Below are 14023 nucleotides of genomic sequence, written 5' to 3'. Positions count from 1 at the left end.
GGTTGGTTTGTACCTAAAAAGGTTTAGGTATACACAACCGATTTACAAAACAAGCGAGAGTGAATAAAAAGTAGAACAAAGATAAAAGATTGATCAACAAATAACAATCGTCAGTCGATTAAAGCGATATTAATTTTAGCTATAATCACTATTTTTTATGATCTAAGTTAGTCTCTGAATATTTTTCTGGCGTATTTCTGTCTAAATCGCCAATTTCGAGCATGGGCGCTGCATCTAAATGTTGGGCATCCATCATTTGTACAACACGTTGTAAAGACGACAAAATCATGGTTTGTTCCCAATCTTTTAAGTCTTTAAACTGGCGAATAAAATGTTCTTGCAACGGCAGTGGTGCATTTTGCAATAAATCTCGGCCTGCATCGGTTAAATAAGCATGCACTTTACGTTTATCTTGATTAGATCGTGCTCTAAAAACCAATTCACGCTTTTCCAGCCGGTCTAAAATAGTAGTAACAGTTGCTTGACTTAAACTGATCTCATTTGCGATTTCGCCAATGGTGACTTCGCCTCGATCATGAATTGCTTTTAGCAATAATAACTGTGGCGCAGTAATGCCGGCTGTTTTTACAAGTTGTTTTGAATGTAAGTCAGTTGCTCTGATTAATCTGCGTAATGTAATTAACACTGCTTCAATTGGTTCGTTATTTGCCAAAGTTAAATCCAGATCTGTATTAGAAATGAACGCCATTATAATCCTAGTTTTCGTCGGTTGAAACTTTTGAATTCAAACCTTGTTGAATTGCTATTAAGGCTTTGAAATTTAAAACAACAAATAAATGACCATGAGTATTTACTGTGCCCAGCACCAGATCATTAGATTGATTATCTGAGCTTTCGATTTGTTTTAATTCAAACTCTATAATTTCATCAATATTATCTATGGTGATACCCAGTCTATTTTCTGACTCATCCTCAATAATAATGATATTGTTTTTAGGTGTAATGTTTTCACAACTAAATATTTGATCGCCATTCAATATAGTTAATATCTCGCCTCTTATACTTAAAATCCCCTCAGTATTTTCATCTGAGCCAGGAAAGGGATTTGCCTCTCTATAAGGTAAAACCTCTTTTATGTCTGATATATTGGCGCAGTACCTTTCGTTGCCAATAAAAAACGAGAACCATTTATTGTTCATAAAACTATCAAAAATATTAAACTGGAAATTTGTATATTATTTAGTGTACTATATAAATAATTATTTAGACATCAAAATAATTTTAATGTCGAAAAATTAAATGGGTGAACTCATTTTGATTAATAATCAGAGCAAAGTTGTAACTCCTGCAACTGAAAACAAAGGAGAGATTAGTTTCAGGCATCCGGTGTCTGAAGATGGTTTTGCAATTAACCAATTAATTGCAGCTTGCCCGCCACTCGATACTAACTCAGCCTACTGCAACTTATTACAGTGTTCGCATTTTTCAGACACTTGTGTTGTAGCTGAATTAAATGGCGAGATTGTCGGTTGGGTATCTGCCTATATAGAGCCAAAACAGCCACAAAATTTATTTATTTGGCAAATGGCTGTATCAGAAAAAGCGCGTGGCTGTGCATTAGCACAACGCATGCTGATGTTTTTATTAGCTCAGCGCCAGTGCAGCGCCACACGTTTTGTTGAAACCACAATTACTGCGGATAACTTGGCTTCTCGCCGGGTATTCCAAAAGTTAGCCGAAGGTTTTGAAACAGATTGTGTTGAGTCGGTAATGTTTTCAAAAGAAGTACATTTTGGCGGTAAACACAATACCGAGTATTTATTTACAATTGGACCTATAGCAGCAGAACAGTTGCAAAAAATTAAACTGTAATAGAGGAAAGTTATGAATATTTTCAAACAGATGGAATCTAACGTTCAGTGTTATGCCAATTCGTTCCCAGTGACGTTTAACCGAGCACAAGGCGCACATTTATATACCGAATCAGGTGACCAATACCTTGATTTTTTGGCGGGTGCCGGTTCGTTAAACTATGGTCATAATCAACCAGAGTTAAAAGAGGCTTTAGTTGATTACATTATGCAAGACGGGATCACGCATGGTCTTGATATGCATACTAAAGCAAAAGCAGAGTTTTTAGATACTTTGCAGTCAGTGATATTTAAACCAAGAGGTTTAGATTTTAAAGTTCAGTTTACCGGTCCAACAGGGGCTAATGCGGTTGAAGCTGCTTTAAAGCTGGCTCGTAAAGTAACAGGCCGAACGAATATTATTTCGTTCACTAATGGTTTTCATGGCGTGACTTTAGGTGCTGTTGCCGCGACCGGTAATCAGCATCATAGAGGCGGTGCCAGTATTCCGTTATCGGGTGTAACCCGTATGCCTTATTGCGGTTATTACGGTTACAACGCCGATACCTTAAAAATGATTGATAAACAATTATCCGATCCATCCAGTGGTATTGATGCGCCAGCTGCGTTTATTGTGGAAACAGTACAGGGTGAAGGTGGGTTAAATGTTGCGACCAATGAATGGCTGCAAGGTTTACAAGCGCTTGCGAAAAAGCACGGTGCTTTATTAATTGTGGATGATATTCAAGCTGGCTGTGGCCGAACCGGTACATTTTTTAGCTTTGAAGAATCAGGCATTAAGCCAGATATTGTGACTTTGTCAAAATCATTAAGTGGTTTTGGTTTGCCAATGGCGATTGTTTTATTAAAACCTGAGCTGGATGAATGGGCTCCGGGCGAACATAACGGTACTTTCCGTGGTAATAACCATGCATTTATTACTGCTACGGCTGCATTAAAACAGTATTGGGCAGATCAAAACTTTGAACAAGAAATCGCGCAAAAATCAGCTATTGTGCGCGAATATTTCCAAACGGTTGCCGATGAATTAGGCGTTACTCATGCCAGAGTTAAAGGCCGCGGTATGATGCAGGGCATTGAATTTAGAAACGGTGAAATTGCTGACAGAGTTACAGCCAGTGCCTTTAAAAAAGGTTTAGTGATTGAAACGGCAGGTAATCAAGGACAAATCGTTAAATGTTTTTGTCCGTTAACGATTAGCAAAGAAGATTTAACTCAAGGGTTAGATACTTTACTAGAGGCGATTGCCGAAGAATTTAAAACAGAACTTAAATTAGCAAGTTAAGGTGTAAATAATGATTGTTAGAAAACTACAAGACGCAGAAAAAACAGATCGTAAAATTGTAAGCGAAGGTTGGGATAGCACTCGTTTATGTTTAAAAAATGACAATATGGGCTTTTCATTTCATATCACGACTATTTTCCGTGATGCGGAATTGCCATTACATTATCAAAACCATTTAGAGTCAGTTTATTGTATTTCTGGTGAAGGTTCGATTGAAGATTTAGCAACGGGTGAAATCCATCCAATTGAGCCGGGTGTTATCTATTTATTAGACAAACATGATAAACATATCCTGCGTGCAACTCAGGAAATGAAAATGGCCTGTGTATTTAATCCACCGCTAAACGGCAAAGAAGTTCATGATGCAACGGGTGCATACCCGCTTGAAGCCGAAGAAGTTGGCGGTAACTAAGCAACGGCTTAAACACCCTCCTAAAAAGCAGGTATATTATTTTATATGCCTGCAACTTACTTTATTTCTCAATCAAAACTTTAATTTAGCTAATTTACAGAATAAATATTATGACAACTTCAAATAATCACACGGTTGAAAAAATCGGCGGTACGTCGATGAGCGATTATCCTGCGGTACGGGATAATATTATGTTAAACAAGCTGTTAAAAAACCCATACCAAAGGGTTTTTGTGGTATCAGCTTATGGTGGTTTAACTAATTTATTATTAGAACATAAAAAAACAGCTGAGCCGGGTATTTATGGCCGTTTTGCTTTAGCGGAAGAAGATCAATCATGGATTGAAGCTTTTGGCTTGGTAAAAGACAAAATGCTGAGCATCAACTCAGAACTGTTTGGTGACGACAGCGCATTAAAAGAAAAAGCCGATAAATTTATTTTACGCCGTTTAACCGATGCCGAGCGTGTATTGTCAGATTTAAGCAGCTTATGTCAGCATGGTCATTTTGAAATTGCCGACCATTTATTAAAAGTACGTGAAATGTTAGCCAGCATTGGTGAAGCGCATAGTGCCTTTAATTTGACTCATTTATTACAAAAAGAAGGGATTAATGCGGTTTTTGTTGATTTAACCGGTTGGGATATCGACAAAGCAGTTGATATGGATGAGTTAATCAAAGAAAAATTCTGGTCACTGGATTTATCTAAATGTTTACCTATTGCAACGGGTTATTGTCATAGTGAAAAAGGTTTAATGGCAACCTTTGATCGTGGTTATAGTGAAATGACATTTAGCCGAATTGCGGTATTAACCAAAGCTAAAGAAGCGGTTATTCATAAAGAATATCATTTAAGTAGTGCTGATCCTAAACTGGTTGGTTTAGATAAAGTTGTGCCGATTGGCTTAACAAATTATGACGTGGCTGATCAGTTAGCGAATTTAGGAATGGAAGCTATTCACCCAAGAGCCGCTAAAGGGTTACGTCAGTCAGAGATTCCACTGCGAGTTAAAAATACGTTTGAACCTGAGCATAAAGGGACATTAATTACGTCAACTTATATTAGTGATAAACCTAAAGTTGAGATTATTGCCGGGCGTGAAAAGGTTTATGCATTTGAGTTGTTTGATCAGGATATGATGGGGCAGGTTGATGCGTTTGACCGTAAAACGTTAGATTTAATCCATGAGCTGAAAATGCAAATGGTGAGTAAAGATGTGACGGCAAATAGTATTACCCATTATTTAAGCTGTAATCTTAAAAAAGCTAAACGCTTACAAACCTTACTTGAAAAACACTTCCCTGAAGCTGAAGTGAATGTGCGTAAAGTATGTATTGTGTCGGCAATTGGTAGCGATATGCAAGAAGCCGGTATGTTAGCCAGAGCTGTAGCGGCAATTGCCGAGCAGGGCATTAGTATTCAGGCGCTGCATCAGTCAATGCGTCAGGTTGATATTCAATTTGTATTAGATGAAAAACATTTTGAATCAGCAGTGGTTGCACTGCATAAGCATTTAGTTGAATCTGAAAACGCTTTTGCCGGAGTTACGCTTGACGCCCCAACCGCAGTATAAAACAACAAAAATTAAAGGTAGTCAGGATCATTTTTGGGCTTACGGTGTCAATATCGTTAAGCCCAACCATGAAGCTGTTGACGATATTAAATCTGCCGGATTTGAACCAGAATGTTTTGGCTCAAAAGTCTGGCAGTCTAATTTTTTATTAATGGATTTATTGTCAAAGCTATCACTTAAACGCTCACTCAATGTACTTGAAATTGGTGCAGGCTGGGGCGCGTTAAGTGTATTTCTAAGTAAACATTTTAATGCTCAAGTTATCGCCAGTGACCTAGATAAAAATGTAAAACCATTTCAGCAAATGCTGGCTAAACGTAATCAGGCCAGTGTTGGCAGCCAAACCATCCGGATTAATCAAATTACCGAGCAAAAGCTTGATCATATCGATTTAATTGTTGCCTCTGATATTTGTTACGACCAGCAAACTAAAAATGAACTACAAATTTTAGTCGAACAAGTGGCTTGTCGCAGCGATACCGTTATGTTGCTTGCCGATATTGGCCGTAAAGCTTTTTTTAAGCTCAGTCAGGACAGTAATAATTTAATTGATGTTGATGTCAATCCGCATTCAATCAAACAACCTATGGCATTAGACGGATATATTCTAAGTGTTAACAATATACAGGAGTTAGTATGCTAATCAGCTTTATTCTGTTTATGAGCTGCTTTGCGTTAGTTGGGTTAAGTGCAGCAAAATTTGCTCAAAAAAGTAAAGATGATTATTACCTAGCCGGACGCAGCGTTTCTGCCTGGTTAACCGGTTTGTCAGCTGTGGCAACCAATAACAGTGGTTATATGTTTATTGGGGTGATTGGCTATACCTATCATTCTGGTTTTGCCGCTATTTGGTTAATGTTTGGCTGGATTGTGGGGGATATTGTTGCATCATTTTATATTCACCGCCATGTTCAGTCGCAAGCTAAAAAGCATAATGCGGTTTCTGTTATGTCACTGGTGAGCCTGTGGCAAGGTAAAACACATCCTGTTTTAAGGCGATTGTTAGCATGGGCCGCATTAATTTTAATGATGTCTTATGCCGCAGCACAATTTTTGGCGGGCAGTAAAGCCTTACACGTTTTATTAGACTGGCCTATTTGGTTAGGGGTTGTGCTGGTTGCTATTTTGGTGGCGGCTTACTGTTTTGCCGGTGGAATACGTGCTTCTATTTGGACCGATGCCGCACAATCTTTTGTGATGGTCATTGCGATGGGCATCTTATTGGTCACAGCAACCAATAGTCAGGGCGGGGTTAGCGCCGTTTGGCAACAGCTTCAGCAAGTCCCTAATTTTATGAATATGCAACCAGAGGGGCTATTAATTCCCGGTTGGGCTGGGGTGATTGCTTTTACTGTTGGCTGGTTTTTTGCTGGTTTTTCTGTGGTTGGTCAACCTCATGTCATGGTTAGATTTATTGCGCTGAGCGGCGAGCAAAAAATGTCGACAGTGCGGATTTGGTATTATGTTTGGTTTACTATTTTTTATTTAATGGCGACGGCTGTTGGCATGTTAAGCCGGTTAATTTTAGATAATTCAGCCACTTTTGATGCAGAACTGGCTTTGCCGCTGATTTCAGTTGAATTGTTGCCGGGCTGGTTAGTTGGGTTAATATTAGCCGGTATTTTTGCTGCAACTTTATCAACCGCAGATTCATTAATTTTAAGTTGTTCTGCTGCGTTTACGCAGGATGCATTTAAACAAAAAATATTAAATACCAAAATCATAAAAACAGCCACTTTAGTGATTACCCTTGTCACTTTATTAATCGCTTTGTATGCGCAGCAAAGCGTATTTAGTTTAGTGGTGTTTTCGTGGTCGGCAATGGGCTGCGCAATTGCACCTTTATTAATTGGCTTTATCCGCGGCTGGCGAATCAGCGAATGGGGCGCTATCTTTGTGGTTATTCTGAGTGTAGGCAGTAGTATTGTTTGGCGCTACTTTGGATTACATAACAGTGTTTATGAAGGGGTTATCGGAATTTTATTAGGCGTTATATGTTTTGCTATGCTTAATCAATCCAAGAAACCTGAAGTAACACAATAAGTGGACAATTGAATGAAAAAATTCTTGCCAATTATTTTATGGTTAGGTTTAGCCTGCCAAAGTGCTATCGCTGCGCAAAATGAACCAGCAACACAAAACAGTACAGATCCACAAATGCAACAGGCGGAGCAAAAAGTGGAAACATTAAAAGAGCCGCTTTATACGCCCTTTATAGAACGTTATGTATTAGACGAAATTAAGAGCTTGCGCCAAGAGCAGCTTTTAATGCGCTCCGAAATGATAGATAAAATCGCCAATAGCAAACTTGAATCATCAGATCGCGCATTAAGATATACCTCAGATACGGTTAATAATGTATTTTTTATTATTACCGCAGCGGCCTCGGTATTGGTTTTAATGGGCTGGCGCTCATTAAGAGATATTCAAACCCAAATCGAAGAGCACGTTAGCCAAAAAGTCAGCAAAGTCAGTCAGGAATATGAACATAGGCTTAAAGATGTTGAAGAAAAGCTTAAACGGCGCTCAGAACAAATTTTATTAGCTCAGGAAGAAATCTCCCTGTCTAACCAGCTTCATGCATTATGGATGCGGGCAGGGCTTGAGACTAACCCGCAGCAAAGAGTTAAAATTTATGATGAAATTTTAGCGCTGAATAAAGATGATGTTGAAGCCATTACTTACAAAGCAGACGCAGTTATTGAACTGGGCGAATGTGAATGGGCGCTTAGTTTATCAACCAAAGCAATCGAATTAGATATTAATTATGCACTTGCCTATTGGCAAAGAGCTTGTGCTGAGGCTGCTTTAGGGCAAACCGAAGCGGCTTTGGCAGACATTAATATCGCACTTGAAAAATCACCTGCATTAATGACTGAACTATCTAATGAAACTATGTTCGAAAGTTTATATGAGATAGAAGCATTTCAGGCTTTATTAAACAAAGTTGCTGTTTCTTAATTGAGCAACTAGGCTTTAAAGCCTAATTAAAAAGTGAGTTTATCAGGTGATAACATGGAGATTAGCTGGCGGCGGAGCCTTAAAATTGCATTTGCAATTATGTTCACAGTTTTGGTTTTTCAGCTTTTATTTATTAAAGCTGAACAAGTAGACTGGTTAGCGATACCTTTTTCTGGTTTATTATATTTAGCCATTATTTATATTGTAAATCAGATTAAAAAAGCCAGTCGTGGCGCTTCATCTAATATTGAATAACAAGTATTTATTAACCGGAGATTAAGATGGAAACTGAATTTCATACAATGAATAACTTATTTTTACAGTTAGGTTTACCGGATAATGACGAGGCGATTGAAGCATTTATCAATCAGCATAAGCCGCTCCCAGCAAATGTTGCGTTAAATAAAGCAGATTGCTGGAATAACAGCCAGCGAGCCTTTTTAACTGAAGCGATTGCCGCAGACTCAGATTGGGCAGAAGTGGTTGATCATTTAGATGCGCAATTAAGGTAGCACGGGTATAGCAAGTTACAACACCTGCCGGAAAAGCAGTTAAAGCTGCTTTTCCATTAACTGACCTCTTTGATCTGGTTGTCCTTTTGCCAACCAGCCATTTTTAATAGATATGAATATAAAATTTCAATATGCTTTAGTTTTGTTAGTAATCGTTGTTATTGTTAGAGCTGCGATTTTGGGTCAATTTGAATACGTAAACCGAACACTTGTTGACCCGCCACCTCCCGGCCCATACGAAATGACAAAATCAGAAATAAACAGAAGTTTGGAAAAAGCTAAGGAGATTCACAGACAGAATGTAGAGAATATTAAAGCTCAAATAAATGAGTCAAGAGGATTATCCCTTGAAAATTTTTTACTTTTAATTGAAATTTTATTAATGATATACCTAACTTATCTAACTCAATCAAAAGTGCATCTTTACACGTATTTAGTTTTTCTCAGTTTTATGGGGGTTGTTACTATTTACGCTTTTGGGATTTCAAACATTATTTCATTTGTAATAATTCCAAATATGATTTATTTGCTAATTTTTAAACGAAACTTGTTTTTAAAAGCAGCTCCTGATGTGGTGTATTTTAAATCATACTTTTGGCCAAATTGTTCATCATACGAACTGTTGAAATTACACGGGGTTACCGCGCTATTATAATCTAACTGTTGGATACTAAATGCTCGCTACGCGAGCATTTAGTATCGGCTTTGTAATCCTATAATCGCAAAATAATGCAAAAATTCAATACTAAAACCGAGCTATTTACTGCTCGTTTTGGGGCGCATTGATCAAATGCAATAAGTCAGATTCAACAAACTCATAGTTAGTCAGACAATATTCGCATTTCATTTCAATTTTACCTTGTTCTTCCAAAATCTCTTTTAATTCACTAGGCGCAATGGTGGTCAATGCTTTTAAGCTACGCTCTTTTGAACAGCCACAATTGAACTTAACAGATGTTGGTTCAAATAGTTTTACTGTTTCCTGATGGTATAAACGGTATAACGCATCCTGAGCATCTAAACTAAATAATTCATCTTGACTAATAGTCGCGGTCAGTTGAGCTAAATGTTCTAAATCGCTTTCAATCTCGGCTTTGGTTTTTTTCGATTCAGAATTACCCGGTAAGGTTTGTAACATAATACCGGCTGCCTGTTGCTGAGTTTCATCGGCAAATAACCAAATATGGGTTGGGAGCTGCTCTGACTGGGCAAAATAGTTTTCTAAACAGCCAGCAATTGTTTCTTTTTCAAGCGCAACTATGCCCTGATAACGCTCACCTTTAGTTGGGCTAATCGTGATCACCATAAATCCTTTGTCGCCAAATAAATCAGATAAACGGTTTGATTCTGGTTCTGCCTGAAACCGAGCTACGCCTCGTAGTTGTTGATCATGGCTGCCATTTATTGAGATATAAGAAACCGGACCGTTGCCCTGAATTTGTACCGCAATATCCCCTTCAAATTTTAAGGTGGCAGTTAATAAGCTAGTTGCGGCAAATAATTCGCCGATCACTTTGGCAATAGCGGGTGGATAGTTATGGTTTTCCAACATCGCTTGATAGCTTTGGTTTAGTTGGACTAATTCACCACGAACATGCGTATTTTCAAACACATAACGGTTAAGTTGATCTGCTGTATTTATCATGAATGATTCTTCTGTTTCACTTGGATTAATTGGCGTCGCTGTTTTTTATCCGGTTTAGTCTCCGGATGCGGATTAAGCGAATGTTGTATTTTTCGAAGCTGAGCTTGTTCTGTACGCTTTTTTAAACTCTCGTCAGTTTCAGCGTATAGCAATTGAGCTTGTGGTGCGCTGCGGCGTTGATCAGATAATTCAAGCACTTCAATTTCTTTATCATCAAACCCTTGGCTAATCGTTAAGTAAGCACCTACTTCAACAGTACGGCTTGGTTTGCATCTTTGCTGATTATATTTTACTTTACCGTTTTCGATCATAGCGCGAGCCAGTGCACGGGTTTTATAAAATCTGGCTGCCCACAGCCATTTATCCAGACGGACATTTAACTGAGTTTCGGTTGAACTTTTTTTTGTCATGTTACCCAAAGATTCGTTACAAAAATAAGCTTTATCTTAGCTCAAGCGGTTGGATGAAACAGACGCTATTGTATAATAACTAAATACGATATACTAAATTTCCTATTTAATAAAAATTTACACTTATAAAACAAATGGATAGTTTGAAGATGGAATAGGTAATGGAATAAAATATTATTAATTGCTGTTGCAATATTACAAAAAACGTAACATTCTGTTGCGATAATATAAAAGTTTAACCTTGCGTGGTTAAAAATTACACTAACAAATTTTTATTTTGGTTACTTATTTTGCAAGACAATCTTCTCCAAAGTTTAGATAAATTAAAAAAACTGCCACAGGATAAAATAAGCTCGGCAATTATCTTATTGCTATTAGCTTATATTGCTTGGTTGTTAGCTCAAATTACCTGGCAGCTTTTTCCAAAACCTGACTTAAACATATTACAAAGCAATGCGACTAATACTGTTAATAGTTCGGTAGTTGCGGCAGATACCAGTAAAATTACGGGCTTAAATTTATTTGGTGATTTTAATGCTGAGCCGGTTGTAGTTGAAACTCAACCTGAAGATGCACCGGAAACAACATTAAACTTAAAATTAACTGGCGTAGTGCCAAGTAGTGACAAACTATTAGCTGCAGCAATTATTGAAAAAAGCGGTTCGCAAGACGTATACGGCATAGATGAAAAAATTGATGGTACCAGAGCGGTTATTAAAGAAATTTACGCTGACAGAATTATTTTAGAACAAACAGGCCGTCGTGAAACTTTAATGCTGGAAGGACAAGATTATAGCGCAATTGCCGTTTCAGAGCCTATTGCGCCTGCAGCTAAAGTTGAACCAGAGACAACTGAAAATGCTGAATTAACCGAAGAAGGCAAAGAGGTTATTGAGCAAATTAGAGAAGAAGCCTTATCCGATCCGGGTAAACTGGTTGATTATTTAAAAGCATCTCCGGTTAAGCGTGATGGTGAGTTGGTTGGCTACCGCTTGTTTCCGGGTAAAGATCCTAAATTATTTGCAGCTGTTGGTTTAGAAGCCGGCGATATTGCAACCGAAATCAATGGTTATGACTTAACCAATTTATCTCAAGCTATGCAGGCAATGAATCAGTTAAAAGAGGCTCAAGAAGCTTCTCTCATTGTTGAACGCAACGGCAGTGTTAAACAAATTTATATTTCGCTTTATTAAATGAATAAAATTAAAAATACGGAGCATCAGGGCATGATGAGCACTAAACAGCGCCCCGCAGTAGTTAAGCAATTTTCTGCATTAGCTTTGTCGGCATTTATTACTTTTTCTACTCCGACTTCATTCGCCGCAGAATATTCTCCAAATTTCAAAGGCACAGACATTAACGAATTTATCAATATTGTTGGTAAAAACCTTAAAAAAACCATCATTGTTGATCCAAATGTCCGCGGTAAAATTAATGTCCGTAGTTATGATCTGTTAACTGAAGAGCAATACTATCAGTTCTTTTTAAACGTATTGGAAGTATACGACTACGCGGTTGTTGAAATGTCTAACGGGGTGTTAAAAGTTATCCGTGACAAAGATGCAAAAACATCTTCTATTCCGGTTGTAGAAAATCAGGAAAAGGGCGATGGCGATGAAATGGTTACCCGTGTTGTTCAGGTATATAACGTATCGGTAAAAGAATTATCGCCATTATTACGCCAACTAAACGATCAGGCAGGTGGCGGTAACGTAGTTCACTATGATCCGTCTAACGTTATTATGCTAACGGGCCGCGCCTCTGTGGTTAACCGCTTAACTGAAATTATTAAGCGGGTCGATCAGGCTGGTGATCAGGACGTTGAAATTGTAAAACTTAGATTTGCTTCGGCCACTGAAATTGTTCGAATTATTGAAACCTTGAATAAAAATGCGGCTAAAGACAGAACGCCAGATAACTTGATCCCAAAAGTTGTTGCGGATGACAGAACAAACAGCGTTATTGTCAGCGGTGAAGGTAAAGCGCGTGCTCGTACCATTAAAATGATTGAGCGTTTAGACAGCGAGCTTGAATCAAGCGGTAATACCAAAGTGTATTATCTTAAATACGCAAAAGCAGAAGATTTAGTTAAAGTTTTACAAGGGGTAAGCACCAGTATTCTTGATGATAAATCTGGTGGAGCAAAAACGACCTCAGCTAAATCTAACCGTGATATTAGCATTGAAGCGCACCAGGATAGCAATGCCTTAGTAATTACAGCTGAACCAGATGTAATGCGCTCGCTTGAAGATGTGATTCGCCAGCTTGATATTCGCCGTGCGCAAATCCAGGTTGAAGCAATTATTGTGGAAGTATTTGATGGTGATGGATTTAATTTAGGCGTGCAATGGATTAGTGAAGATGGTGGTATGGTCCAGTTTACTAACTCAACGCCAATAGGCTCTTTAGCTGTTGGTGCAGAGCAGGCTAGAACCCGTTATGGTGAAGATGATATTACTTACCGAACTGATGCGGCTGGTCAACCAGTTTACGATGAAGATGGTAACCGAGTAATCGCCAGCATTGTTGAAGGTGAAGAAATTCAGGGCGATTTCTCAACTCTGGCTAGTTTATTAGGTGGGGTAAACGGTACTTTAGTCGGTATTGTTAAAAATGGTTGGGGTGCAGTATTACAAGCGGTAACCACCTCTACAAATTCAAATATTCTGGCAACTCCAAATATTACAACTTTAGATAACCAAGAAGCCTCTATTTTAGTTGGTCAGGAAGTTCCAACTATTACAGGCTCAACCGCTTCAAGTAATAATGCTAACCCTTTCCAGACGGTAGATCGTAAAGAGGTGGGGATTAAATTAAAAGTAACACCTCAGGTAAACGAAGGCTCCGCAGTTAAATTAGAAATTGAACAGGAAGTATCTAGCGTTGCCGGCGCAACTGGTATCGATGTCAGCTTTAATAAACGTGAAATTAAAACCACGGTTATGGCTGAGAATGGCGCGACTATTGTACTAGGTGGTTTAATTGATGAAGACGTGCAAGAAAGTGTCTCTAAAGTACCATTGTTAGGTGATATTCCAATTATTGGTAACTTATTTAAATCAACCAGTAATACCAAACGTAAGCGTAACTTGATGGTATTTATTAAACCGACTATTGTCACCGACGATATTACTCAAAATACTATCAGCCATAAAAAATATAATTATATTCGTGCGCAGCAGTTAGAGCGCCGTGCTAACGGTAATTTCTTATCTTACAGCGAAGATATTCCGGTATTACCACACTGGGATAATAAGTTAGAACTGCCGCCATCGTTTGAAGAGTATTTAACTCAAAAAGGTGCGCTTAAACAGTATTTAGAAGCTGATAAGAAGCAAAGAGCAGAACAAAACAGCGAGCAGTCTGAGGCTGAGTAATGACACAAACAACTC

Annotated in this window: 16 protein-coding genes; 12 read left to right on the top strand and 4 right to left on the bottom strand. The window is 38.3% G+C overall.

Annotation, left to right across the window (positions count from 1 at the left end; all coding sequences use genetic code 11):
- Positions 1-148: 148 nt before the first annotated feature.
- Positions 149-709, bottom strand: coding sequence for a MarR family winged helix-turn-helix transcriptional regulator (locus tag N7931_RS02085; protein WP_262791584.1), 561 nt, complete (start codon positions 707-709; stop codon positions 149-151).
- 7 nt (positions 710-716) lie between these two features.
- Positions 717-1160 carry a chemotaxis protein CheW gene (locus N7931_RS02080; RefSeq protein WP_262791583.1) on the bottom strand — a complete coding sequence of 148 codons (444 nt, stop codon included), beginning with the start codon at positions 1158-1160 and terminating at the stop codon, positions 717-719.
- 100 nt (positions 1161-1260) lie between these two features.
- Between N7931_RS02080 and ectA the strand changes: the two genes are divergently transcribed.
- From ectA to N7931_RS02030, 10 genes are all read left to right on the top strand, one after another.
- Complete coding sequence (gene ectA / locus N7931_RS02075) at positions 1261-1833, top strand: diaminobutyrate acetyltransferase (RefSeq protein ID WP_262791582.1); 573 nt, start codon at positions 1261-1263, stop codon at positions 1831-1833.
- 12 nt (positions 1834-1845) lie between these two features.
- Positions 1846-3117 (top strand): diaminobutyrate--2-oxoglutarate transaminase, encoded by a 1272-nt coding sequence (gene ectB / locus N7931_RS02070; protein WP_262791581.1) that lies wholly within the window; start codon positions 1846-1848, stop codon positions 3115-3117.
- Positions 3118-3127: 10 nt separating this feature from the next.
- Positions 3128-3529, top strand: a complete 402-nt coding sequence (locus N7931_RS02065; RefSeq protein ID WP_262791580.1) for an ectoine synthase — start codon at positions 3128-3130, stop codon at positions 3527-3529.
- 110 nt (positions 3530-3639) lie between these two features.
- Positions 3640-5103, top strand: coding sequence for an aspartate kinase (locus N7931_RS02060; protein ID WP_262791579.1), 1464 nt, complete (start codon positions 3640-3642; stop codon positions 5101-5103).
- Positions 5081-5746 carry a class I SAM-dependent methyltransferase gene (locus N7931_RS02055; protein ID WP_262791578.1) on the top strand — a complete coding sequence of 222 codons (666 nt, stop codon included), beginning with the start codon at positions 5081-5083 and terminating at the stop codon, positions 5744-5746. The genes N7931_RS02060 and N7931_RS02055 overlap by 23 nt, the downstream gene beginning before the upstream one ends.
- Positions 5740-7146, top strand: coding sequence for a sodium/proline symporter (locus N7931_RS02050; RefSeq protein ID WP_262791577.1), 1407 nt, complete (start codon positions 5740-5742; stop codon positions 7144-7146). The genes N7931_RS02055 and N7931_RS02050 overlap by 7 nt, the downstream gene beginning before the upstream one ends.
- A 12-nt stretch (positions 7147-7158) precedes the next feature.
- The gene (locus N7931_RS02045; RefSeq protein WP_262791576.1) at positions 7159-8064 is read left to right on the top strand and encodes a TPR end-of-group domain-containing protein; all 906 of its coding nucleotides are present in this window, start codon (positions 7159-7161) and stop codon (positions 8062-8064) included.
- Between the two features lie 54 nt (positions 8065-8118).
- Complete coding sequence (locus N7931_RS02040; protein WP_262791575.1) at positions 8119-8319, top strand: hypothetical protein; 201 nt, start codon at positions 8119-8121, stop codon at positions 8317-8319.
- Positions 8320-8345: 26 nt separating this feature from the next.
- Complete coding sequence (locus N7931_RS02035) at positions 8346-8576, top strand: DUF2789 domain-containing protein (protein WP_262791574.1); 231 nt, start codon at positions 8346-8348, stop codon at positions 8574-8576.
- 112 nt (positions 8577-8688) lie between these two features.
- Entirely contained in the window at positions 8689-9231 is a 543-nt protein-coding gene (locus tag N7931_RS02030; protein ID WP_262791573.1) for a hypothetical protein, read from the top strand.
- 105 nt (positions 9232-9336) lie between these two features.
- Here N7931_RS02030 and hslO read toward each other — a convergent pair whose 3' ends face one another.
- Positions 9337-10221, bottom strand: coding sequence for an Hsp33 family molecular chaperone HslO (hslO, locus tag N7931_RS02025; protein ID WP_262791572.1), 885 nt, complete (start codon positions 10219-10221; stop codon positions 9337-9339).
- On the bottom strand, positions 10218-10631 hold the full coding sequence (hslR, locus tag N7931_RS02020; protein WP_262791571.1) for a ribosome-associated heat shock protein Hsp15: 414 nt from the start codon (positions 10629-10631) through the stop codon (positions 10218-10220). Before hslR ends, hslO begins: the two co-directional genes overlap by 4 nt.
- A gap of 290 nt (positions 10632-10921) precedes the next feature.
- Here hslR and gspC point away from each other — a divergent pair, with 290 nt between their 5' ends.
- A complete protein-coding gene (gene gspC, locus N7931_RS02015) occupies positions 10922-11824 on the top strand; it encodes a type II secretion system protein GspC (RefSeq protein WP_262791570.1) in 903 nt (300 codons plus the stop codon).
- A gap of 36 nt (positions 11825-11860) precedes the next feature.
- Positions 11861-14008 (top strand): type II secretion system secretin GspD, encoded by a 2148-nt coding sequence (gene gspD, locus N7931_RS02010; RefSeq protein ID WP_262791621.1) that lies wholly within the window; start codon positions 11861-11863, stop codon positions 14006-14008.
- Positions 14009-14023 lie beyond the last annotated feature (15 nt).

Source organism: Catenovulum sp. 2E275 (assembly GCF_025515275.1).
Classification (GTDB): Bacteria; Pseudomonadota; Gammaproteobacteria; order Enterobacterales; family Alteromonadaceae; genus Catenovulum.
Note: the sequence above shows the minus strand (reverse complement) of the source record. Positions and strands in the feature narration are given on the sequence as shown.